Annotated in this window: 21 protein-coding genes; 20 read left to right on the top strand and 1 reads right to left on the bottom strand. The window is 48.9% G+C overall.

Translation table 11 applies throughout. The features are described from left to right. Positions 1–66: 66 nt before the first annotated feature. From ACFSUB_RS04640 to hfq, 18 genes are all read left to right on the top strand, one after another. Positions 67–324 (top strand): DUF3243 domain-containing protein, encoded by a 258-nt coding sequence (locus ACFSUB_RS04640; protein WP_380712017.1) that lies wholly within the window; start codon positions 67–69, stop codon positions 322–324. Between the two features lie 162 nt (positions 325–486). Further along, positions 487–1263 carry a DUF3388 domain-containing protein gene (locus ACFSUB_RS04635; RefSeq protein WP_380712016.1) on the top strand — a complete coding sequence of 259 codons (777 nt, stop codon included), beginning with the start codon at positions 487–489 and terminating at the stop codon, positions 1261–1263. Between the two features lie 16 nt (positions 1264–1279). Then, entirely contained in the window at positions 1280–2254 is a 975-nt protein-coding gene (locus tag ACFSUB_RS04630; protein ID WP_380712015.1) for a helix-turn-helix domain-containing protein, read from the top strand. Between the two features lie 146 nt (positions 2255–2400). Continuing rightward, a complete protein-coding gene (pgsA, locus tag ACFSUB_RS04625; protein WP_380713174.1) occupies positions 2401–2979 on the top strand; it encodes a CDP-diacylglycerol--glycerol-3-phosphate 3-phosphatidyltransferase in 579 nt (192 codons plus the stop codon). Between the two features lie 22 nt (positions 2980–3001). Next, positions 3002–4228, top strand: coding sequence for a competence/damage-inducible protein A (locus ACFSUB_RS04620; protein ID WP_380712014.1), 1227 nt, complete (start codon positions 3002–3004; stop codon positions 4226–4228). 97 nt (positions 4229–4325) lie between these two features. Beyond that, positions 4326–5936, top strand: coding sequence for a DEAD/DEAH box helicase (locus tag ACFSUB_RS04615; protein WP_380712013.1), 1611 nt, complete (start codon positions 4326–4328; stop codon positions 5934–5936). Positions 5937–6207: 271 nt separating this feature from the next. Continuing rightward, on the top strand, positions 6208–7266 hold the full coding sequence (gene recA, locus ACFSUB_RS04610) for a recombinase RecA (RefSeq protein WP_380712012.1): 1059 nt from the start codon (positions 6208–6210) through the stop codon (positions 7264–7266). A gap of 341 nt (positions 7267–7607) precedes the next feature. After that, positions 7608–9173: a ribonuclease Y gene (gene rny, locus ACFSUB_RS04605; RefSeq protein WP_380712011.1), complete on the top strand. Its 1566-nt coding sequence runs from the start codon at positions 7608–7610 to the stop codon at positions 9171–9173. Positions 9174–9293: 120 nt separating this feature from the next. Next, on the top strand, positions 9294–10088 hold the full coding sequence (locus ACFSUB_RS04600) for a TIGR00282 family metallophosphoesterase (protein WP_380712010.1): 795 nt from the start codon (positions 9294–9296) through the stop codon (positions 10086–10088). Positions 10089–10192: 104 nt separating this feature from the next. Further along, complete coding sequence (locus ACFSUB_RS04595; RefSeq protein ID WP_090926051.1) at positions 10193–10453, top strand: stage V sporulation protein S; 261 nt, start codon at positions 10193–10195, stop codon at positions 10451–10453. Between the two features lie 162 nt (positions 10454–10615). Then, entirely contained in the window at positions 10616–12292 is a 1677-nt protein-coding gene (locus tag ACFSUB_RS04590) for an ABC-ATPase domain-containing protein (RefSeq protein WP_380712009.1), read from the top strand. Positions 12293–12431: 139 nt separating this feature from the next. Continuing rightward, positions 12432–14051: a tRNA (N6-isopentenyl adenosine(37)-C2)-methylthiotransferase MiaB gene (gene miaB, locus ACFSUB_RS04585; protein ID WP_380712008.1), complete on the top strand. Its 1620-nt coding sequence runs from the start codon at positions 12432–12434 to the stop codon at positions 14049–14051. Beyond that, on the top strand, positions 14051–14482 hold the full coding sequence (locus ACFSUB_RS04580) for a RicAFT regulatory complex protein RicA family protein (protein WP_090926049.1): 432 nt from the start codon (positions 14051–14053) through the stop codon (positions 14480–14482). The genes miaB and ACFSUB_RS04580 overlap by 1 nt, the downstream gene beginning before the upstream one ends. A 295-nt stretch (positions 14483–14777) precedes the next feature. Continuing rightward, the gene (cotE, locus tag ACFSUB_RS04575) at positions 14778–15344 is read left to right on the top strand and encodes an outer spore coat protein CotE (RefSeq protein WP_380712007.1); all 567 of its coding nucleotides are present in this window, start codon (positions 14778–14780) and stop codon (positions 15342–15344) included. 100 nt (positions 15345–15444) lie between these two features. Then, on the top strand, positions 15445–18057 hold the full coding sequence (gene mutS / locus ACFSUB_RS04570) for a DNA mismatch repair protein MutS (protein ID WP_380712006.1): 2613 nt from the start codon (positions 15445–15447) through the stop codon (positions 18055–18057). 15 nt (positions 18058–18072) lie between these two features. After that, positions 18073–19944, top strand: coding sequence for a DNA mismatch repair endonuclease MutL (gene mutL, locus ACFSUB_RS04565; protein WP_380712005.1), 1872 nt, complete (start codon positions 18073–18075; stop codon positions 19942–19944). A gap of 354 nt (positions 19945–20298) precedes the next feature. Further along, on the top strand, positions 20299–21246 hold the full coding sequence (gene miaA / locus ACFSUB_RS04560) for a tRNA (adenosine(37)-N6)-dimethylallyltransferase MiaA (RefSeq protein WP_380712003.1): 948 nt from the start codon (positions 20299–20301) through the stop codon (positions 21244–21246). A gap of 31 nt (positions 21247–21277) precedes the next feature. Further along, positions 21278–21532 (top strand): RNA chaperone Hfq, encoded by a 255-nt coding sequence (gene hfq, locus ACFSUB_RS04555; RefSeq protein WP_380712002.1) that lies wholly within the window; start codon positions 21278–21280, stop codon positions 21530–21532. An 84-nt stretch (positions 21533–21616) separates the two neighbouring features. On the opposite strand, the gene ACFSUB_RS04550 is transcribed toward hfq, so the two are convergent. Then, on the bottom strand, positions 21617–22612 hold the full coding sequence (locus ACFSUB_RS04550) for a tyrosine-type recombinase/integrase (RefSeq protein ID WP_380712001.1): 996 nt from the start codon (positions 22610–22612) through the stop codon (positions 21617–21619). 130 nt (positions 22613–22742) lie between these two features. On the opposite strand from ACFSUB_RS04550, the gene ACFSUB_RS04545 reads away from it, so the two are divergent. Both ACFSUB_RS04545 and hflX read left to right on the top strand, forming a co-directional pair. After that, entirely contained in the window at positions 22743–23657 is a 915-nt protein-coding gene (locus ACFSUB_RS04545) for an AAA family ATPase (RefSeq protein ID WP_380712000.1), read from the top strand. 4 nt (positions 23658–23661) lie between these two features. Beyond that, positions 23662–24909, top strand: a complete 1248-nt coding sequence (gene hflX / locus ACFSUB_RS04540) for a GTPase HflX (RefSeq protein WP_380711999.1) — start codon at positions 23662–23664, stop codon at positions 24907–24909. The last annotated feature ends 8 nt before the right edge of the window (positions 24910–24917 follow it).

Below are 24917 nucleotides of genomic sequence, written 5' to 3'. Positions count from 1 at the left end.
ATGATACATATATTTTTTCCACCGGAGCAGACTAGAAATGAAATGTTCTGGAAGGAGGAAATAGCAATGTCGGTTATGGACAACTGGGATCAATGGAAACAGTTTCTGGACGGCAGGCTGGATCAGGCGAAGCAGGAAGGCATGAATGACAGTGTCGTGTCGGACGTGGCCTATGAAGTCGGCGAGTACCTTGCTGATTCGGTTGATCCGAAAAATGAGCAGGAACGGATTTTATCCGACCTCTGGCATGTTGCCGACAAGGAGGAGCAGCACGCCATTGCCAACATGATGGTAAAACTGGTTCAATCGGGTTCATCGAAATAAATAAAGCGGCAGGCTGTTTTCCGGATACAGCCTGCCGTTTTATTTCTTTGTTCTGGAATAGATATTGTGCTCAAAATTGTAATAGTACTATTCAAACAGAAAAAAATAGCGTAAAATGACATATATCTGATAAATGTGTCTGTTTTAGAGGTGGGAAACGGCATGGAAGAGAAAAAGGAATGGTATCTTGAATATGAGATTCATCAAAACCGTCCGGGACTTCTCGGAGATATTTCTTCTCTGCTCGGTATTCTTTCCATTAATATAGTAACGATAAATGGTGTGGAAGATGGAAGGCGCGGTATGCTGATCCGCAGCGCCCGGGATGATCAGATCGCGCGTTTTCGTGCGATTCTCGGTACGATGGATAATATTACGGTACGCAGAATGAGGGAACCGCAGCTCCGGGACAGGCTGGCGGTTATGCACGGTCGTTATATTGAGCGTGATGCCGACGGCAAAAAGACATTTCGTTTCGTCCGCGATGAACTCGGACTCCTTGTTGATTTTATGGCCGAACTGTTTAAAAAGGACCGTCATTATCTTGTCGGCATACGCGGCATGCCGAGGGTTGGAAAGACCGAGTCGCTGGTGGCTGCAAGTGTCTGCGCCAATAAACGATGGTCTTTTATTTCGTCCACCATGCTCCGGCAGACCATTCGGAATCAACTGGCGGAGGACGAACTGGAAAAGGGCCATATCTACATTATAGACGGCATTGTATCGATGATGAGAGCTTCCATCCGTCATCAGGAGCTTGTCCATGATATTATGAAGCAGCCCGCCGTTAAGGTAGTGGAGCATCCGGATATATTTGTCCGCGAATCCCGGTATACATTGGATGATTTTGACTGTATGATAGAACTGCGGAACGATGAATCCGAAGAAATTACATATGAAGTAGTAGAGTCCGGTTTTTCGTCATTTGATATCAGTTAAGTGGTAGGTGGTAACATTGTCAGAGCTTGGTCAATACTTAAAAACAAAAAGAGAAGAACAGGGTATCACGATTGAAAACCTTCAGGAAATGACAAAGATACAAAAAAGGTATCTGACTGCCATTGAAGAAGGCCGGTATGATTCCCTCCCCGGTTCCTTTTACACGAGGGCTTTCGTGAAGAGCTACGCCGAAGCGCTGCGGCTGAACCCCGAAGATGTGTTTGAAACATATGGAAATGAGCTGCCCCAGCCGAAACAACAGACGACGGATCTGCCGTCCCGGGCGGAAAAAGTCAATTCAAAAGCCGGGAAAACGGGGCGCCGTAAGTCCCCGGTACTGCCCGCTCTGCTCGGGGTTCTTTTTCTGCTCGTTGTAGCAGCGGCGGTTTATCTTGTCGTACAGGGAACAGATCAGGGCAGTTCGGAAGGATCTTCACCGGACGGGGAACCATCCATTGAGATGGATTCGAATGAAACCGGTGAGCAGCAGCCGGACAATCAGGACAACCAGCAGGAAGAAGGAGCTGCGTCTTCTGATTCCGACTCCTCCAAAAATAATGAGGACGGAGGTTCCGGGAACAGCGGCGGCAGTGACAACGAAGATACAGATCCGTCCTCCGGCGAAGAGTCTGACACCGGTGATTCCGGAGAAACAAACGAGACGGTGACGCCGGAATTGGTAGAAACGGTAGAAGGCAACCGATCGATTTTTGATGTATCGGGAGCGGAAGAAATGGTAATTGAACTGTCACTTTCCGGTAATTCATGGCTTGGGGTGGAGGACGAGAACGGCAACAGCCTGGAAGATGTGTCCGCACTGCAGCCGGGGGACAGTATCGAAATGGATTTGAGCGATGAAGACTATATCAAGTTGATTATCGGCAGCGCGCCTAATGCCACGGTACAGTTCAACGGGGAAAAGGTTGAATATCCCATCGATCCAAACGAAAAAGTATTGCAGCACCTTATTTTCGAGAAACAGCCGGAATAAAAGAACAACCCGGATCGGCCAGCCGTCCCCGGGTTTTTTTGTGAAAGAATCCGAGCCTTTCCATCTCGTTTATGCCGGCAGTATGATACAATGAAAACTGGATTTCTGCAGACGCCGTGCAAATAGAAAGAAGCGGGGGACCCATGATGAATCTGCCAAACCAAATAACAACAGCCCGTGTCCTGATGATCCCCGTATTTATGGTATTGATGCTTATTCCTTTTTCTGCGGGACAGTTTGAAATAAGCGGGACGGCGCTTCCGTACACCCACTTCGCCGGTGCTGTTCTTTTCATCATCGCAGCAGCGACGGACTGGCTGGATGGATATTTTGCCAGAAAGTATAATCTCGTCAGCACGTTCGGCAAGTTTCTGGACCCGCTGGCCGATAAACTTCTCGTTACGGCGGCCCTCCTCTCATTGATTGAACTGCAGATCGTTCCCGCCTGGATGGGCATTGTCATATTAAGCCGTGAATTTGCCGTAACCGGGATGAGACTGGTGGCTGCCTCTGATGGGATGGTCATCGCCGCAAGCGGCCTGGCCAAATGGAAAACGGTGTTTCAGATGCTGGCTCTGGCTGTGCTTCTTCTGCACAATGTACCGTTTGCCGCGTGGAATATTCCAACAGGCATGATTTTCATGTGGGCAGCCGTAGTGTTGACGATTGTGTCGGGAGTGGACTATTTCGTGAAAAACCGCCACGTTTTCAAAGGTTCCATGTAAACAAAGAACGGAGAGGATAATCATGAATGCAGAAATCATTGCTGTAGGTTCGGAGCTCCTCCTTGGACAAATTGCAAATACAAACGGAAAGTATTTGTCTGAGGAGCTGGCCGGAATCGGTATGAATGTGTACCGCCACACGGTCGTTGGTGACAATGAGACGCGTCTTCTCGAAGCGTTCCGGGAAGCCTCCGAACGTGCAGACGTCGTTGTAGTCACAGGCGGACTCGGGCCCACGCAGGATGATATCACCAAAGATATGCTCGCACGTCTCACCGAAAGACCGCTCATTATTCATGAACCCACCCTTCAGAAAATGACAGCATATTTTGAGGGAAAAGAAAAATCTATGCCGGAAAATAATAAGAAACAGGCGCTCTATACAGAGGGCAGCGATGTATTTTATAATGAAGCAGGTTTTGCGTGCGGTGTTGCAGAAGTGTGGGAACGTTCCCTGTTTCTGCTGCTTCCGGGACCCCCGCGTGAATTGAAACATATGTTTGAATCCAGTATGAAACCTTATCTTCTGAACCGGATGGACGAACACGCGGTCGTTCATTCCCGGGTACTCCGTTTTTTTGGTATCGGTGAATCAAGCCTGGAAGAACAGCTGTCTGATATCATTGAAAAGCAGACAAATCCAACCATCGCTCCTCTCGCTTCAGACGGGGAAGTGACCGTGAGGCTGACCGCCAAGGCACCGGACCGTCAAAAAGCTGAAGAGATGCTGGATAACATAGAGGAGGAAATCACCCGCACAGCCGGCTCCTACCTTTATGGAAGAGATCAGGAAACGCTGCCTTCCCGGGTTGTTACGGAACTAGGCCGAAGCAATGAAACAATAGCAGCTGCTGAAAGTGTAACGGGCGGGTGGTTCTCCAAAGCTCTCGTAGACATTTCTGGTGCATCCACTGTGTTTGAAGGGGCGTCCACCGTCTATACAGAAAAAGCCAAAACGAATGTGCTTGGAATAGAGCAGAGCATTCTTGATGATTTCGGAGCGGTCAGCAGGGAATGCGCAGAGCAGATGGCCGAGAAGGTCCGTGTTCTTTACGGCACGACGATTGGTATCAGTTTTACAGGAAGTGCAGGACCCGGTACACTGGAAGGAAAGGAACCCGGCACCGTATGGATCGGAATTTCGGTAAATGGAACGACCGAATCGCACCTTCTTCAACTGTCAGGAAGCCGGGAACATATCCGGCGGATGGCGGTTTATTACGGATGCTGGCACGTTTTGAACAGATAGAACCGGCCGGGAGTGACTCACCGTCCGGTTGATACCAGCCCTTCCGCTGTGCAAGGCAGTGGAAAGCGGGCTTCTTTAAAAGAAAAGGTGGTAACGTATGACGTATTTTGACGATTTTGAAGTAAAAGATGAAATAAAACAGGCTGTACGGGAAATGGGATTTGAAGAACCTTCCCCTGTTCAGGAAAAAGCCATCCCGGAAATTCTGCAATGCCGGGATTTAATCGGCCAGGCCCAGACAGGGACAGGAAAGACGGCCGCGTTCGGCATTCCGCTGATCAACCGTATTACCAATGAAGATCACGTGCAGGCGATGATTTTGACTCCGACAAGAGAACTTGCCATTCAAGTCTCCGGAGAGCTGCAGAAACTGTCCAAACATTTAAATATCCGGACGCTTCCGATTTACGGCGGGCAGTCCATCGGGCATCAGATTAAAGCGTTGAATCAAGGAGTCCAAATCGTCATTGGAACGCCCGGCCGTGTCCAGGACCATCTGCGCCGGAAAACACTGAAACTGGACAGAGTGCGCGCGGTTGTTCTTGATGAAGCCGATGAGATGCTTGATATGGGCTTTATCGATGATATTGAAACGATTCTCAAGCAGATTAATGTAGACCGGCAGACGCTTTTGTTTTCTGCAACCATCCCGCCGGCGATCCGTAAACTTTCGAAGAGATATATGGTACAGCCGACGACGATTTCCGTCAACAAAAGTGAAGTCACGGCACCGTCGATTGATCAGGTATACTACAAAGTGCTGGAGCGGAACAAACAGGAATCTCTGTGCCGTATTCTGGACAGCGAGAACCCGGAACTCGGTATCATTTTCTGTCGTACGAAAAAAGGGGTGGCTGAACTGGCGGAAGTACTGCAGGCGCGGGGGTATCTCGCAGACGGCCTGCATGGCGATCTAACTCAGTCCCAGCGTGATGACGTTATGAACAAGTTCCGCAAAGGCACGATTGAGTTCCTCGTTGCGACAGACGTAGCCGCACGCGGCATTGATGTTCAGAATGTAAGCCACGTGATCAACTACGATATTCCACAGGATCCGGAAAGTTATGTGCACCGTATCGGCAGAACGGGACGCGCCGGCCGCAAAGGCCAGGCTCTCACGCTTGTCACACCAAGAGAGATGAAGCATCTGCGCTCCATTGAGTCAGAAATTAAAATGACCATTCCGACGCAGAGTGTTCCTACCATCGAGGAAGTTGTTGAAAAACAACAGGAGTCGTGGAAGAAAATGGTCGTCGATCAGTTTCAGGATGAGCAGAGCCTCTCCCTGTTTGATGATATTGCAGATGAGCTGCTGGCCGAATATGATGCGAAAAACATCATCCGCTCCTTGATGAAAATGAACTTCTCTACGTCTATCAATGAAACGAGTGACGGTTATAACTTTGGAGAAACAGGAGCTGCAAAAGGGATGATCCGTTTCTTTATAAATGTAGGCCGTAATGTAGGCTTAAATCCGAAAATTCTCGTTCAGGAAATATCCGACGCTGTTGGTATCTCCGACAAGGCAGTCGGACGTATTGATATTTTTGAAAACTTCACGTTCGTAGAAGTACCGGAAGAATCGGCTCCATTTGTTTATGAAGCTCTCCGTTACTCCCGTATTAACGGAGCCCGGGTCAATCTGGAACCAGCCAAACCGCGCCCGAAAAAAACCGGTCCTCCGAAGGAAAAAGGAGCGGCCCGGTAAAACGCTGAAAAAACTGTTCAACGGCAGCGCCTTGGACAGTTTTTCCGTATCCGGCATATTCCGCTGAAAGACTGTTCTCTTAAAAAAACGAATAAATGTTCGTCATTCCTATTGGCAAACTCTCGAAAAAAAGATATGATGAACGTGGTGATAAAGTTAGACGGTCCCCGTTCAAAAGAAACAGGCACCCGCTTCCTGTTACCGGCCGCTGCAGCGGGGGCAGCGGCGGATTAACGGGAAGCAGCAGTGCACGTAAAAAGGAGAGGTCTTGATGAGTGAACGCAAAACAGCCCTGGATCAGGCGCTGAAAAATATTGAGAAACAATTTGGAAAAGGCTCCATCATGAAACTGGGCGAACAGGCGGAACGGAGAGTTTCCACCTTCTCCAGCGGAGCGCTGGCCGTTGACGTAGCCCTTGGTGTAGGCGGTTACCCGCGGGGCAGGATCGTGGAAGTATTCGGCCCGGAATCTTCCGGTAAAACAACCGTCGCTCTTCATTCGATCGCTGAAATACAGCGTCAGGGCGGCCAGGCCGCTTTTATTGACGCTGAACACGCTCTGGACCCGGTATATGCCCAGAATCTCGGGGTGGACATAGATGAGCTGCTGCTTTCCCAGCCCGATACAGGGGAGCAGGCGCTTGAAATCGCAGAAGCCCTTGTCCGCAGTGCGGCGGTCGATATCATTGTCGTTGACTCTGTTGCCGCCCTTGTTCCGAAGGCGGAAATCGAAGGTGAAATGGGAGACAGCCATGTCGGGCTGCAGGCTCGTCTGATGTCCCAGGCGCTGCGTAAGCTCTCCGGCGCCATCAGCAAATCCAATTCCATCGCCATGTTTATCAACCAGATCCGGGAGAAAGTCGGCGTCATGTTTGGAAGCCCCGAAACCACGACCGGCGGAAGAGCTTTGAAGTTCTATTCCAGCGTCCGTCTTGAGGTCCGCCGGGCCGAGACGCTGAAGCAGGGAAATGAAATGGTCGGTAACAAGACAAGAGTGAAGATCGTGAAAAATAAGGTCGCACCGCCGTTCAAACAGGCGGAAGTCGATATCATGTACGGCGAAGGCATTTCCAGAGAAGGCTCCGTGCTTGATATGGGAGCGGAACTGGAGATCATTCAAAAAAGTGGAGCCTGGTACTCCTATGAAGGAGACCGTCTCGGCCAGGGACGTGAAAATGCTAAACAGTACCTGAAGGAAAATCCGGAGGTTACAAATGCGATTGAGCAGCATATCCGGGCTCACTATCAACTTGACACGAATAAGCCTGAAGCACCTGAAGAGGAAAACGCGGAAGAAGAACTCCCGCTTGACACGGAAAACCGTGAATAAAGGATGCAAAACCTCTCCGTCCGGAGGGGTTTTTCACGTCGTACCGCTGGAAAGTGCGCTATGGCAAGTCTTGACATGGTTCTGACACAGGGATACAATTAAGGGGAATGATGCTTCTCTCAGCATGATGGAATGTTTACCGTTTGAGGTGTTCTCTTTTTTTATTTAGAAAACGCAAAAATCCAGGAACCGGAACGTCAGGGCGCTGTCGATCGGTATAAGTGTCCGAAACATTCAAGCAGTATCATCCATTCCGGATGATGTATGAATTCCGAAAACAACACACCTTTCTGCCGGATGGCAGAAAGCAAAAAAAGGATAGCAAGAGGAGGTGAAAAGACATGGATAGTATCTTTCTCATCTCCATTTTGCTTGTTGTCGTTGCAGCTTTGAGTGGAAGTATTGGTTATTTTGTTCGTAAGTCGACAGCAGAAGCTAAAATAGCCAGCGCGGAACAGGCTTCCAGACAGATTATTGATGATGCCCACCGTCAGGCGGAAGCTGATAAGAAAGAAGCGGTGCTGGAAGCCAAAGATGAAGCGCACAAGCTTCGCGAAGAAGCGGAAGAAGATCTCCGCGGGCGCAGAAATGAAGTGCAGAAGCAGGAAAACCGCTTAATGCAGAAAGAAGAGATTCTCGACCGTAAAAGCGAAACTTTGGACAAAAAAGAAGAATCGTTGGAAAAGAGAGAAGAATCTCTCGCCGATAAACAACGACAGGTGGAAGAGCAAAACAGCAAAGTGGAGGAGATTTTATCTAAGCAGCAGGAAGAGTTGGAAAGAATCTCGGGATTAACAAGAGAAGAAGCCAAAGAAATGCTCAAACAGGACCTGCAGAAGGAACTGGAGCATGATTCAGCACTGATGGTCAAGGAGTATACAGAAAAGACCAAAGAAGAGGCCGACAAGAAGGCGCGGGAAATTCTGTCTCTTGCCATTCAGCGTTGTTCTGCTGATCATATTGCAGAGACGACCGTGTCTGTAGTGAATCTGCCGAATGATGAAATGAAAGGACGCATTATCGGCAGGGAAGGCCGCAATATCCGTGCGCTGGAGACATTGACAGGCATTGATCTCATTATTGATGATACTCCGGAAGCCGTCATTCTTTCCGGTTTTGATCCAATCCGCCGTGAAATTGCACGGACGGCGCTTGATAAACTGGTTCAGGATGGTCGTATTCATCCGGCCCGGATTGAAGAAACGGTGGAAAAATCCAGACGCGAAGTGGATGATGCGATACGTGAGTACGGGGAAGAAACGACGTTTGAAATGGGTATCCACGATCTCCATCCTGACCTGATAAAGATTCTCGGACGGATGAAATTCCGCTCCAGTTACGGCCAGAATGTGCTGAAACACTCGATGGAAGTGGCCAATCTCACCGCGCTCATGGCGGCAGAACTTGGTGAAGACCAGCAGCTGGCGAAACGGGCCGGACTGCTTCACGATATCGGAAAAGCCATCGACCATGAAGTGGAAGGAAGCCACGTGGAAATCGGAGTGGAGCTGGCTCAGAAGTATAAAGAACACGATGTAGTGATTAACAGCATCGCCTCTCACCATGGTGACACAGAAGCTACATCTATCATTGCTACTCTGGTTGCTGCCGCAGATACCTTGTCCGCGGCCCGCCCGGGAGCACGGAGAGAAACACTGGAAACCTACATCCGCCGTCTTGAAAAACTCGAAGAAATCGCCGAGTCGTTTGACGGAGTGGAAAAGACGTACGCCATTCAGGCCGGACGGGAAGTCCGCATTATGGTTAAGCCGGATGTGGTGGATGATATAACCTCCCACCGGCTCGCCCGCGATATTACAAAGCAGATTGAAAATGACCTGGATTATCCGGGACATATCAGGGTGACGGTGATTCGGGAAACCAGAGCAGTAGAATATGCTAAATAAAGCGGCTTACATGCCGCTTTATTTTAATGCCTCTCATGTATAGAAAAGAGCAGGATTTTCTGGATTTTGGGGCAGAAATAAACCAGAACGCATCATGAACGAAGAAGAAAGGGTAGTTGGATGAAACTATTATTTATCGGAGATGTTGTCGGCAGACCGGGACGCAGCATGGTTCAGGAGTACCTGCCGAAACTAAAACAGAAATACAAACCAACCGTAACGGTCATTAATGGAGAAAACGCGGCGGCCGGGAAAGGAATAACCGAGAAAATATATAAAGGGTTTCTCGAACAGGGAGCTCAGGCTGTTACCCTTGGCAATCACACGTGGGACAATAAAGAAATATTTGAGTTTATCGACAGTGCATCGTCCATGATACGGCCCGCAAACTATCCGGAAAGCAATCCGGGCAACGGGTATCTGCTTTTGAAAGTAAATGATCTGGAAGTCGGGATTGTCAATCTTATCGGCCGCACGTTTATGCAGCCCAATGACTGTCCGTTCCAGAAGGCAGATGAGATTGTCGAAAAGATCCGGAAACGGACACCGTATATTTTCGTCGATTTCCATGCGGAAACGACCAGTGAAAAGCAGGCAATGGGCTGGTTTCTCGACGGGCGCGTGACAGCGGTCACCGGAACTCATACCCACGTACAGACAGCGGATAACCGGATTCTGCCCGAAGGTACAGGTTATATCAGCGATGCCGGCATGACAGGACCTATGGACGGTATTCTGGGGATGGAAAAGGAAGATATCATTCATAAATTTTTAACGAATCTGCCGGTAAAGTTTGAAGTAGCCGGCGGCCGGGAACAATTAAATGGAGTACTGTTTCATATAGATGACAAAACCGGCCGGACAAAAAAAATAGATCGTATTCAGATCAGCGAAGATTCTCCTTTTTATGAATGATTAGGCTGAAATAAAATAAAGAAATATGTATGGCAGGAATACGGCGGCTTTAACAGGAATATAAAAGGAAGAGGGGCATTATACCACATAAGGAGGTACTACAAATGGAAGTATTAAAAGTTTCAGCAAAATCCACTCCAAATTCCGTTGCCGGCGCATTAGCAAACGTTATCCGGGAAAGAGGTGCTGCCGAAATCCAGGCTATCGGAGCGGGTGCCCTTAATCAGTCCATAAAAGCGGTGGCTATCGCACGGGGATTTGTGGCTCCAAGCGGTATTGACCTAATTTGTATTCCTGCCTTTACTGACATTCAAATCGACGGCGAAGAACGAACGGCTATTAAATTAATTATAGAGCCAAGGTGATTGTAAGCCGAGGCTTTTCCGGTTCCGCTTCGGCCTGGAACCGGTTTTTTTGAATATCAGGCTGCTTTTTTCACTAAAAAACAGCAGCCTGATATTCAACGTTTTATCAGGAGGGCTCACGGAAAATATAAAAAGAAATGAAAGAAAGGAGTACCGCTTACGATGCAGCAATTGACGCAGATTTTACAACGAATTGATAACAAAGGATATAAAGCATATAACGATATAAAAGGTTCGTATTCATTCGGAGCCTTTACCCTCTGGGTGGACCATGTACAGGCTGACCCATTTGCGAGTCCGTCCCGCATTAGAGTGGTCATGAAAAGAAGCAGTCTTGGACTCGGTCCTGAGTGTGACGAGACCGAAGCACGACAGACAGCGGTAGTTGACTTTTTTGCCCGCAACGTGCAGCAGCAGTTGAACAAGGATGAACAAAAGCAGGCGATTGTCATTGACGGCCCCGGCCAGGAAGTGATGGACCGCACGGCTGTGGCGCTCGGTGAGAAGGAGTTGAGTATCCGTCTTTCCCTCCACCTGCCGGCAAAAGGTCGGACGATTCTCGGAAAACAGGCGCAGCAGCGAATGACAAAAGACCTGCCTGAGGTTATCGATAAAGCGGTCACCCAATTTCAGAAAGAGCAGCTGGAGCAGCACCTGAAGCTTGCTGACGAGCAGCAGGCGGTTCGTCGTTTTCTGAAGGAAAATGGATACATCACGTTTGTTGCCAATGGATCCATTCTGCCCAGACAAAGCGGAATCAGCAACAAACCGCTCCGTGACAGCGGTGTTGTTCCTTTTCAGTCGCCGGAGCCGCTCGAAGTGGAAATTGATCTTCCGCACCGCGGACCCATCAGGGGCATGGCGCTCAAAGAAGGCATAAATATCATCGTCGGCGGCGGTTATCACGGGAAGAGTACACTGCTGGAAGCGGTGGAACGAGGAGTGTATAACCACCGCCTTGAAGATGGCAGAGAATTTGTTCTCACGAATGATTCCTCCTGTAAAGTCAGGGCAGAAGACGGCAGAAGCGTATCCGGCGTGAACATATCTCCGTTTATTGCCAACCTGCCAAATGAAAAAGACACCCGCTCGTTTTCCACTGACAATGCAAGTGGAAGCACTTCCCAGGCCGCGGGCATCATGGAAAGTCTGGAAGCCGGAACAGAATGCCTGTTGATGGATGAAGACACGAGCGCTACCAATTTCATGATCCGGGACGGCCGTATGCAGGAACTGGTATCCAAAGAAAAAGAGCCGATCACCCCGTTCATTGATAAAGTGAGAGCTCTCCATGAAGAACATGGAGTATCCACGATTCTGGTCGTCGGCGGAGCGGGTGACTACTTCGACGTAGCCGACCGCGTCGTCATGATGGAGGAATACCTTCCAAAAGATGTCACGCAGGAAGCAAAAGATATTGCCGGACGTATCGGTTCGGACCGCAAAAAAGAAGCGGGCACCACGTTTGGAGACATTACACCGCGGACGATACAGCTTACAAGCTTTCAGGCCCAGAAAGGCAAAAAGGAAAAAGTGGGCGGAAAAGGACTCTACACAATCATGTACGGCAAAGATAATATTGATGTATCCGGCGTGGAACAGCTTATTGATTCGAGCCAGACGAACGCCATCGCTGAAATGATCCGCCACGCTGTGCGGGAGCTTGGAAAAGAGGCGGTTCTGGAGGACATGCTGTCATTTATCGAACAGGAGCTCAAGGAGCAGGGGCTTGATGCCGTATCGCCGTTTCAGGGGCAGCACCCGGGAGATCTGGCCCGGCCGCGCCGCTTCGAGCTCGCCGCAGCCATCAACCGCTACCGCCCCGTAAAAGTGAAATAATACGAAAACGTGCGCTGCTGCTGCAGCGCACTATTGTTTTCCAGCGGGTGAGAAGGTATAATTTCAGGGGAAACATGACTGTCTGTACAGGCCGACTGGCAGGACATCATGAAAGATTGAAAGGAACGGTGACTATCCAATGAATGACGATGAGAACCGCAGAACATCCGCCGACGCTGCGCCCTCGGACTTAAAATCCAGCAGCGGCACAGATCGGCTGGAAAATAAAGATTTCAGTAAATACTTTGATTTTTCCGGCGCGGAAATGGAAGAAGAAGACGGCAGACAGTACATGAAAATCGGTGGACGCAGTATTTTAATCAATGAGCAGCCCGATTATAAAAAAGGGCGTAAACGCGGCCGGGAAGAAGTCGCAGTGCATTATGACTTTTCCATTCCGGAGCATATGCAGCATATCGGCACTGGCAAACAGTATTTAATTCGTACGTACGGATGCCAGATGAATGTCCATGATACGGAAAACATGGCGGGCATTCTGGAAGAGATGGGTTTCAGCGCAACCGAGGACCCACAGGAAGCCGACGTCATTTTTCTCAACACCTGTGCCATCCGTGAAAACGCGGAAAATAAAGTGTTTGGTGAAATCGGCAACCTGAAAAACCTGAAAAAAGAGAAACCGGAACTGGTCCTGGGTGTATGCGGCTGTATGTCGCAGGAAGAATCGGTCGTCAACCGGATTATGCAAAAGCACCAGCATATCGACCTCATTTTCGGCACACATAATATTCACCGGATGCCGGAACTTTTGTGGGATGCCATTCAAGGTAAGGAAATGGTTATCGAGGTGTGGTCCAAAGAGGGCGATGTTGTAGAAAATATGCCTCGCAAACGGGCAGGAAAAACACAGGCCTGGGTCAATATCATGTACGGCTGTGACAAATTCTGTACGTACTGTATCGTGCCGTACACCCGCGGTAAAGAAAGAAGCAGACGCCCTGAAGATATCATTGCCGAAGTCCGTGACATCGCCAGACAGGGGTATAAAGAAATTACGCTTCTCGGTCAGAATGTCAATGCCTACGGAAAAGATCTGAACGAAGATTATGGGCTTGCTGACTTGATGGATGAACTGCGCTTGATTGATATTCCGCGTGTTCGTTTTACGACGAGCCATCCGCGTGATTTTGACGATGACCTCGTACAGGTGCTTGCCAAAGGCGGAAACCTCGTGGAACATATCCATCTTCCGGTACAGTCCGGAAACAGCGAAGTTCTGAAATTAATGGGGCGTAAGTATACGAGAGAAGAATATATTGAACTGGCCCGCAAAATTAAAGAAGCGATGCCGCACGCTTCCTTTACAACAGACATTATTGTCGGCTTTCCAAATGAAACCGAAGAACAGTTTCAGGAGACGCTCTCTTTAATGAAAGAAATGGATTACGACAGTGCATTTACCTATATCTACTCCCCGCGGGACAAAACACCGGCCGCCCAGTTTGAGGACAACGTGCCCCGTGATGTGAAGAAAGACCGTCTCGCGAGACTGAACAAAGTTGTCAATGACATTTCAGCGCGCCGCAACAAAGAACTCGAAGGCGAGGTCGTGGAAGTACTCGTGGAAGGGGAAAGCAAAAAAGATGCAGAGGTATTGTCCGGCCGCACCAGGACAAATAAGCTGGTGAATTTCCGAGGTCCGGCTTCGGTTATCGGAGGCATTGTATATACCCGCATTCATGAAGCAAAAACCTGGTCGCTTAACGGCGAAATGGTGGAAACAGCAGAGGTGAATAAGTAATGAGTGAATCTGTCTATTCAAAACAGGAAGTACTGAACAAAGCCCGTGAGCTTGGAACGCTTATTTCTGAAACAGAAGAAGTGGACTTTTTTAAACGCGCCGAAGCCCAGATCAACCGTAATGTAAGGGTGCAGGAACTGATTCAGAAAATAAAAAACAAGCAGAAGCAGGCCGTCAACCTGCAGCATTACGAGAAAAAAGAGGCATTGAAGCAGGCGGAAGAAGAACTCGCTGCACTAAATGAAGAGATTGAAAACATTCCGATTGTGCAGGAGTTCCAGCAGAGCCAAAAAGATGTGAACGAGCTCCTTCAATTAGTCTCAACGACAATCTCCAACAAAGTTACCGATGAGATTATTGAATCCACCGGCGGGGACAAATTAAAAGGAACGACCGGCGGATCCCCATTTCTTGATTTGAAACAGCAGTAACGGCGTTTTCCCTGAAAAAAGGCCGAAACAAAAAAATACGGGGCCTGAAAAAATCCGGACGATGCTCCTGCAGTCTACATTAGAATGCGGCATCGTCCGGATTTTTATGCTGCATAACGCTGTATCCTCGGCGTCCCCTCATTAAAATTTCACGTACCGTAGGAATTTTAATCCCAAAATATTAATAATTCATAAAATAAAATGGTCAACTTAGGCGGTGGACCTGCATATAGTTAAACAAGAATGACACGGAGTGTCTTCATGGCACTTCTATGTAGAAAAGGGAGGGTCATCGATGCCGTCGGAAAACGAAGCGAGATACCGGGAAATCGTCACAAAGGCTGTGTGTGGTAAAGGGAAAAAAAACTGCAGGGATACTCATGTTGTAAAACCCCCTCAAAAACCTTCCAGCATTCTGGGCTGCTGGATCATAAATCATGAGTACGACGCGGACAGAAAAGGAGATTCGATTGAGGTGAACGGCCGTTATGATGTCAACGTGTGGTATTCCTACGAAGACAACACAAAAACAGATGTGACAACCGGGAATGTCACCTATACCGAGTTGATACCATTGAAAATGAAGCAGAAAGAACTTATTACCGATGAAGTGGATGTTATCGCCAGGGCGTTAAAGCAGCCCAATACGATTGAAGCGGCCATCGGGGAAAAAGGAAAAGATGTAGAAGTGGAAGTAGAAAAAGAATTTTCCGCGGAACTTATAGGAGAAACGAAAGTATGTATTCAGATACATCCCGATGCCGAAGACGATGATTATAAAAATGTAAAATGGGAAGAGCAGGTATCAGAAGAAGAACTGAAATCTATTGATACGGATTTTCTTGAAGACAAAGATCAATAATTGCCACAAAGTCCGGTTAAAATAAACCGGGCTTTTTCCTTTCGTATGAAGCCGTATGATATAATAAGTGCACATATCATTCAGCAGTGGAGGAATAGACGTGGCCGAAGAAACACCAATGATGAAGCAGTACAAAGACATTAAATCGCAATATACAGATACGTTTTTATTTTACCGGCTCGGTGATTTTTATGAGCTGTTTTTCGATGACGCGGTACAGGCCGCCCGGGAACTGGAAATCACGCTCACGCGCCGCGGGAGCAGTAACGAGCAGCACATCCCAATGTGCGGGGTGCCGTATCACTCGGCTGAGCAGTATATTTCCACCCTCATCGAAAAAGGATATAAGATTGCCATCTGTGAACAGGTGGAAGATCCAAAAACAGCAAAAGGTGTGGTCCGCCGCGAAGTCGTACAGGTGGTAACGCCGGGAACTGTCATGGAAGGTCGTGCTGTGAGAGAGGATGAAAATAATTTCACCGCCGCTCTCTATCCCTGTGAGGATGGAACCGCTTCTTTTGTGAAAGCAGATTTAACAACAGGAGAAATAGAAGGCGCGGTTCTGGATAAAGACACGCGTCAGTGGCAGCGTGAAATAACGCGGACCGGAATAAAGGAACTGATTGTTCCGTCCTTTTTTGACGCAGGCAGCATTCTTCCCGCATCGATTGTCTGTTCCACAGAAGAAAACACAGGGCTGCAGCAGGAATTTCAGACCCTGCTTCCGGACAACACTGGATTAAAAGTGGAGACAGCGTTCGCGCTCTTGACGAATTACTTTATGCGCACCCAGAAACGTTCGTTATCCCACCTCCAGCCCATCCATCTGTACCGCCCGAAAGACAGCATGCAGCTTGATATTCATGCGCGCCGGAACCTGGAGCTGACAGAAACCCTGATGGATCACAATAAAAAAGGGTCGCTGCTTTGGCTCATGGATCAGACCGTGACAGCCATGGGCGGGCGTCTCGTTAGAAAATGGGTGGAGCAGCCGCTGTTAAAAGTAGACGATATGAAAAAACGTCACTCCGTGGTGGAATCCTTTCTCGCGCATTATTTTGAAAGGGAAGAATTAAGGGACAGGCTCCGCTACGTATATGATCTTGAACGTCTTGCCGGCAAAACCGCCTATGGCAATGTGAACGCCCGGGAATTGGTACAGCTCCGGCGTTCGCTTCAGGAGCTGCCTGACCTGTTTTCCCTGCTTGACTCTCTTGACAATGAAACAATGAAAGAATGGACCGGGCGTGCGGGAGATTTCAGCAGTCTGCGCGGCATGCTCGAGAAAAGTCTGGCGGAGGAACCTCCTGTTTCCATTACGGAGGGGGGGCTCATTAAAAAAGGCTGGCATGATAAACTGGATGAATATAAAGAAGCGAGCAGAAACGGAAAAGACTGGATATCAAGGCTCGAAAAAGAGGAACGGGACGCGACAGGAATAAAATCACTGAAAGTCGGATTCAACAAGGTGTTCGGTTATTATATTGAAGTCACCAGACCGAACATTCCCTATCTCCCGGAAGGCAGGTATGAGCGCAAACAGACGTTAACGAACGCCGAGCGTTACATCACCCCGGAACTTAAAGAAAAAGAAGAAATGATTCTTGGTGCAGAACAGCACAGCACGGAACTGGAGTACCAGCTGTTTCTTGAAATCAGGGATCAGGTCAAAGAATATCTTCAGCCCCTTCAGCAGACGGCGCGGATTATCAGCGAAATGGATGTGCTGCAGGGTTTTGCTGTACAGAGTGAACGAATGCAGTACGTGCGTCCGGAATTCTCAAGCAGCCGCCGGCTCTCTATTACCGACGGCCGTCATCCGGTGATTGAACAGATGCTGGACCAGGGAGAATACGTCGCAAACGATATGGATCTTGATGATCAGAGGGAAATTCAGCTGATTACAGGTCCGAACATGGCAGGGAAAAGTACGTACATGCGCCAGACCGCGCTGCTTTCCATCATGGCCCAGGCCGGCTGCTTTGTTCCCGCAGAAAAGGCTGAGCTTCCGGTATTTGACCAGATTTTTACGCGTATCGGGGCATCGGATGATTTAACGTCCGGGCAGAGCACGTTCATGGTTGAAATGCTGGAAACCAGGCAGGCGCTTTCGATGGCGACACCGGACAGCCTCATTCTTCTGGATGAAATCGGCCGCGGAACATCCACATACGACGGTATGGCGCTGGCCCAGTCTATTGTAGAATACATTCATGATCAGATCGGGGCCAAGACACTGTTTTCGACCCACTATCACGAATTGACGACACTTGAAGACACGCTGCCGAAACTGTACAACGTTCATGTCCGGGCGGTGGAAGAAGAAGGATCCATCGTGTTTCTTCATAAAGTGGAGCAGGGAAAGGCGGATCGGAGTTATGGTATTTATGTTGCCAAACTCGCTGATTTACCCGGAGGGGTGCTGGATCGTGCGGAGACGCTTCTTCATCAGTTTGAAGGAAATGATGCCGGAATGCTGAAAGAGCGGGGGCAGGAAGCTCCTGTACAGATAGATGACCAATCATCTGAGCCGGACTCCGGAGACGGGGAACAGCTCGCATTGTTCGAACCCGCACCTTCCAGTGGAACAAAACAAAAGCAGCCAAGCGGAACGCATCCCATCATCGAGGACTTGAAAAAGGCGGATGTGCTTCATATGTCGCCGATTCAGGCGCTCGAATTATTGTATGAGTATCAGCAGAAATTGAAATGATAAGGAGGGGCGGTTATGGCAGAAGTAAAAAAACTGACCGATGAATTATCCAATAAAATCGCAGCCGGAGAAGTGGTGGAGCGCCCCGCCTCGATTGTAAAAGAACTGGTGGAAAATGCCGTGGATGCCGGAAGCACCCGGGTCGATATTGACATTGAAGAAGGCGGTCTCTCCAAAATACGGGTGGTGGACAACGGCAGCGGGATGACCCGGGATAATGCGGAGCTGGCTTTTCTCCGTCACGCCACGAGCAAAATTACATCAGAACGGGATTTGTTTCAGATTGCGAGTCTTGGTTTCCGCGGCGAGGCACTTCCGAGTATTGCTGCTGTCTCCAATCTTGATCTGACGACCGGAACCGGGGAAGGAGAAGGGACACTCATCCGTTATCAAGGGGGGAAGCGGATAGCGCTTTCTGCTGCAAAATCCCGGAAAGGAACGGACATTACGGTACGGGATTTGTTTTTCAACACACCGGCACGTCTGAAATACATGAAAACCATTCATACCGAAATCGGCAATATTACAGACGTGGTGAACCGTCTTGCGCTGGCCAATCCCTCCGTGGCCATCACGTTGTCCCACAATGAACGACAGCTCCTTTTCACAAACGGAAACGGGGATATGAAAGCTGTGCTTGCGGCGATATACGGCCGCCGTACTGCGGCAGGGTTTCTGCCTGTCCAGACGTCTTCGATGGATTACAGCATTGAGGGGCTGGCGGCTGAGCCGGAAGTAAACCGGGCCTCGCGGCAGTACATTTCCATCTTCATTAACGGTCGTTACGTCAGACATTTCCCCATCGTAAAAGCGGTGGAAAAAGCTTATCATACGCTGCTTCCGATCGGCCGTCATCCGATGATTGCTCTTCATATCGAAATGGATCCGGTGCTGATTGACGTTAACGTTCATCCGGCAAAACTGGAAGTGAAAATCAGCAAGGAACAGGAACTGCTCTCTCTTATTGAACAGGCTTTAAAAGAAACGCTCCAAAAACAGACATTTATTCCGGAAGTGGAAACATCGCGGGCAAAAAAACCGAAATCAGAACAGATGCCGCTTGAATGGAATACACCATCTGCAGAGCATTCCGGTCATCAGGAAACCGTCTCTCCTGCACCCTACAGTGCACAGCCGCAGGACACGATGCAGCCCGCACCGGAAGAAGCACTGGAGGCTGGAGCCCCGGCCTATGCTTTGAGACCGGACCCTGCGCCCGGGACGGAAGAAACCATTGACACAGAACACCCAGTCCACTCTGCCGCGGACTCCGGAACATCCGAAGCAGAGAAACCCGATGCCGGCCGGGTTCCCGAGCTTGACCCCATCGGTCAGCTTCACGGGACGTATATTCTCGCCCAGAATGAGAACGGGCTGTATATTATTGATCAGCATGCCGCGCAGGAACGGATTTATTATGAATACTTCCGGGACAAAATCACAGAAACCAACCGCCATATTCAGGAGCTTATGATTCCAATCACCCTGGAACTCTCTCCGGCAGAAGAACGCATCATCACAACCTATGAGCAAGAATTGAAACAGGCAGGTGTGTACCTTGAACCGTTCGGGTTCCGGACGTATCGTGTCTCCTCGCATCCGGCCTGGTTTCCCGAAGGGGAGGAGGAAAACACGATACGGGAGCTGATTCAGCAGCTGCTTGAAGACAGAAAAATCCGCGTTTCTGCGCTGCTTGAAGAAGCAGCCGTATTGATGTCCTGTAAAGGGGCAATTAAGGCGAACCGACATCTCCGCGGTGATGAAATACAGTCGCTCCTCCAGGACCTGCGTCATTGTGAAACACCGTTCACCTGTCCTCACGGCAGACCTGTTTTTATTCATTTTTCCGGGTATGATATGGAGAAAATGTTTAAACGGGTGATGTAGTTTGAAAATGTTTGCATCTTCGTCACATTTCCGGAGGTGCTGTGGGGACATTATATGTTACAATGCAAAATAAATGGTTTATGAAGGAGAAATGGATCATGACTGCCTTTGATTTGATTGCGATACTCAGTGTTTCCGGCCTCGCTATTTTTATCAGTACCCTGATGGCTGTTTATCTTATGAAACAGTCACAGTCCAATCATTAAAGCCTGCTCTTATACCTCCGGAAGATCCCTTTTTATAAAAGGGATTTTTATTTTGACGGAGGGAGATAGGGACGAGTCCACTGCATTAATAGAAAGCAGGTTTATTACTCCGGAGTTTGAATGCACTGTATGTATAAGGAGAGTTGTCATGACAAAAGACAGAGTCATTGTTATCGCCGGGCCTACAGCCGTCGGTAAATCAGAAACCGCAATCCGGCTTGCTTCGTATTTTGATGGTGAAATACTGAGTGGAGATTCCATGCAGATTTACAAAGGTCTTGATATCGGAACGGCAAAAGTATCCGAAGAGGAGCGGCGCGGCATTCCCCATTACTTTATCGATGAACGTGTTCCGGATGATACATATTCTGCGGCTGCCTTTCAACAGAAAGCAGCCGAGCGCATCCGAAGTATCAATGCACGGGGGAAACTTCCCATTATCGCGGGCGGAACCGGGCTCTATATCCGGTCTGTTATCCGGGGGCTTGATTTTCACGATACACCTTCCGATCCGGAATTCCGCCGGCAGATGGAAGAGGTTGCCCGGGAACACGGCGCCCGCGCGCTGCATGACAAATTGCGCGGAATGGATGAAGAAAGTGCCGGCCGCATTCATCCAAACAATGTAAAACAAACAATTCGAGCGCTGGAAATCCGTCATATCGGCGGACAGGCGAAGCGGTCATTTGAATCAGAAGCCGATGCCCCGTATCATCATCTCATGATCGGTTTGACGATGGAACGCAGTGTATTGTACGACCGTATCAATACAAGGGTGGAACAGATGATCAGGGAGGGCCTTATCGACGAAGTAAAATGGCTGTATAATGAGTATCCGCATCACGTTCAGGCGGCTCAGGCAATCGGATACAAAGAATTTTTTCCATACTTTGAAGGGCGCTGCTCCTTCACAGAAGCAGTAGAAACATTGAAACAGCATTCCAGACAGTATGCCAAACGGCAGTTGACGTGGTTTCGCAACAAAGAAGATGTGAACTGGTTCGACATGACCGACGGCCGTCACGAAGAAAAAATAGAGAAAATGATTCATTTAATAGAAGGAGAATATGATCCGCCGTCGAATAGATATGAATAGAGGCAGAGTATGATGAGGAGGACGTTATGTCATGAAACAGCCGGTTAATATTCAGGATCAATTCCTAAACACGCTGCGCAGAGAGAAAATACCTGTCACTGTTTTTCTTTTGAATGGTTTTCAGCTGCGGGGGCATGTCAAAGCTTTTGATAATTTCACCGTAGTACTGGACAGCGACGGCAAACAGCAGCTTATCTATAAACATGCGATTTCCACCTTTGCGCCCCAGCGCCACATTTCGCTGCAGGTAGAAGCGGAATCCGCAGACTCCGCCACCGAAAAATAAACAAAAGCTTCCAGGATTCCCTGGAAGCTTTTTCGATGCGTGTACATAATATAGACTTTCGTGACAGCGCAGCGGGAGCATTTTTTAGAAATTGCTCGTCTGGGAACCGTTGTTATTCCGGGCGGCGTAGTCTATGTACTTTGTTAATGTCAGTACCGTGTTCAGACCGAGCGTCTCCTTAATGTCCTCAGGACGTTGACCTGATTCCAGCGCACGCACAATAAACGTGTTGCGGAGATGCTTCGATGAAATGGAGCGCTCAATGCCGGCACGTTTTCTTTCCGTGCGTATCATTTTCTGAACAGCTACTTCGGTTAACTGTTTGGGACGGTCTTCTTCATAACTCCACCGGTATGTCCGCCGCTGAAAATCGAAAGCGGCAAAGACCGGATGATTCTCAAGAAAAGGACGGACTGGTTTCGGAATAACCTGAAAATAATGATACAATAAAGATTGATCTTTTTTGGATAAAGACACCACGCGGGGGTTTCCGGTGGATTCCGGAATGAAAAGCTGCCCCTGTCCTTGATTCATATCTTTCAGACAAAGGGAAGCCAGCTCCTGCAGACGAAGCCCGTAATAGAGAAACCAGCGGATAATAACCAGATTTCTTGGAGCAAGCAGCGGACGTGCCGCTGCTTGCTTTTCACTCAGACCGGCGTCGGACTGCAGGGTTTCCATTAATTTTTTTTCTTCCGATGGATGGATAAGGTCATCGGAGGTAAATGCGTCCCCGGTTAAATCCTCCAGATCGAACGCTTTCATTGGGTTGTTTTTTTGTCTGCCCGTGCTGTGAAGAAATTCGAAGTGCTGCTTGAGCACGGTGTGAATCCGTTTTATTGTGCGCTTTTGGTAGTGCCTGCTCTGAGCGAGGAACGCAAAATATTCTTCAATCCGGCGCGTTGCTGCCGCGTCCAGAGCAGATAAGTGATCCACTCCGGCAGACACTTCAACAAATCGGAAAAAATCGGCGAGGTCGTAGTGGTAACGGGTAATAGTGCTGTCTTTTCTCCCCCTGGCTTTCAGAAATTCGAGAAATTCCTGTGCCGGTGCGGGGAGAACATACATGTTGTCCGTCATTTTTTTCTTCCTTTCCGTAAGGTCGTGTATCCATTGTACCAGACTCCTGATTCACCAATCACTATGGATGAACGTATAGTGTAGGTAGACGCCCACAGGATATTGTGCTCAGAAAGAGGGGATGACTGTGATGGTACAGATGAAAGACAGCAGGAAAATTCAAATACAGTTGAATCAGGAAAATATAGAACCGTCCGAAAGAAGGGAAGGCTTTTCGGAGATGGCGCATTACCCTCTGTTAAAAGCAGAAAAGCGGATCAGCGGCATGATCGGGATGAATCCGGTGAAGACCTTTATCCGGGAAATGTATGCGCTCGTCTACGTGAATGAATGCAGAAGAAAATTGGAAATGACGGTATCCCCCCAGAATTACCACATGCTTTTCACAGGCAACCCGGGCACAGGAAAAACGACGGTTGCCCGGATTATGGCCTCTATGCTCAAAGATATGGACGTTCTGGAGGAAGGTCATTTTATTGAAGCGGACCGGGCGGATCTTGTAGGGGAATATATCGGCCAGACGGCACAGAAAACAAAAGATATCGTAAAAAAAGCGGAAGGAGGAATTCTATTTATTGATGAAGCTTATTCGCTTGCACGGGGCGGTGAAAAAGATTTCGGCCGGGAAGCTGTTGATGCCCTTGTAAAAGCAATGGAAGACAGGCAGCACAAATTTGTTTTGATCCTGGCGGGGTATCCTGATGAAATGAAACAGTTTTTAAAGCTGAACCCGGGTCTGCCCTCACGATTTCCCAATACGCTTTCATTCCGTGATTTTTCCGGAGCTGATATGCTTACACTGACGGAACAGCTGATGAAAGAAAAACAGTATCAGCCTACAGCTGGAATGCGGCAGAAACTGTCCCGTCATTTTCAGATGCTCCGGGAAGAAGATTTTCGTCAAAATGGGCGTTACGTGAGAAACCTGGTGGAACGCATTATCCGACGCCATGCGCTTCGTCTGCTGGAAGAACCGGTGACGTTGAATAAACAAACACTGATGACACTTGAAGCAGCAGATATGTGCGAGGCAGGAAAGGAGTAGAGAGATGAAGGAAAAAGTAATAATAGCCGGGTGCCGGTTTCCGGGAGTTTTGGAAGAAGACCTGGAGAAAAGCCTGGAGGAATTAACCGCCCTTGTTCACACCGTCCGCGGGGAGGTGCAGGAACGCTTCATCCAGGCCAGACAGAAACCGGATCCGGCCACGTTTATCGGTAAAGGAAAAATCGAAGAAATCAATCATGCGGTGGAAGAGGAGGAAGCGGATCTCATTGTGTTTAATGATGAATTATCCCCGGGGCAGATCCGGAATCTGGACCGGGAAATCCCGGTTCGTGTCATCGACCGCACCCAGCTGATTCTTGATATTTTTGCCGGCCGGGCGCATACAAAAGAAGGTAAAATTCAGGTGGAACTTGCCCAGCTTTCGTACCTTCTTCCCCGGCTTGCCGGTCAGGGAGAATCTTTTTCAAGACTCGGAGGAGGTATTGGAACGCGCGGCCCCGGCGAGACAAAACTGGAGACGGACCGGCGGTATTTGCTGAAACGGATGGATGATTTAAAGGCGCGGCTGCAGGAAGTGAAAGAGCAGCGGGAAAACTACCGGAAACAGCGCCGAAGAAATAAAGCCGTTCAGTTTGCTCTCGTCGGTTACACAAACGCCGGCAAGTCGACATTGTTAAGCAGCCTTTCCGGAGCGGAAACGTTTAAGGAAAATCTGCTTTTTGCCACTTTGGATCCGCTGACCCGGCAGACGCAGCTTCCCTCCGGTTACCCGGTGCTGCTGACGGATACAGTCGGTTTTATACGAAACCTCCCAACGACTCTTATTGCGGCGTTTCGTTCGACGTTGGAGGAAGTGAAGGAAGCGGATGTACTGATTCATGTTGTGGATGCCTCCGATCCATCGGCGGACTCACATATCGACACAGTGGACAAGCTGCTCGAAGAACTGGACGCTCACACGATTCCGGTTATCACGGTTTTCAATAAAGCAGATCAGATGAATGAAACGTACGTGACCACCGGCTCGAAACAACCGTTTATCTATATGTCGGCCCGCGATGAAACCGACGTCGAGTCTCTTCGGCATCTCATGGAGCAGACACTGCAAAAGCAGATGCAGTATTATAAAGCGAAAGTACCTGTGGAAGAAGGAAAGGCAATCGCTGACATCCAGCGTTTGACCATGGTTAATACCGAAAAGATGAGTGATGACAACCGGTTTATGATATTTACAGGCTTTGCGCTTGTGGATCATCCGGTGCAGGGAACGCTTCAACAATGGAAGAAATAGAAAGGAAA

Origin of the sequence: Salibacterium lacus, from assembly GCF_042684865.1 — a bacterium.
GTDB classification, from domain to species: domain Bacteria; phylum Bacillota; class Bacilli; order Bacillales; family Marinococcaceae; genus Salibacterium; species Salibacterium lacus.
The sequence above is the reverse complement of the archived record's forward strand: the minus strand, read 5'-3'. Positions and strand labels throughout refer to the sequence as shown.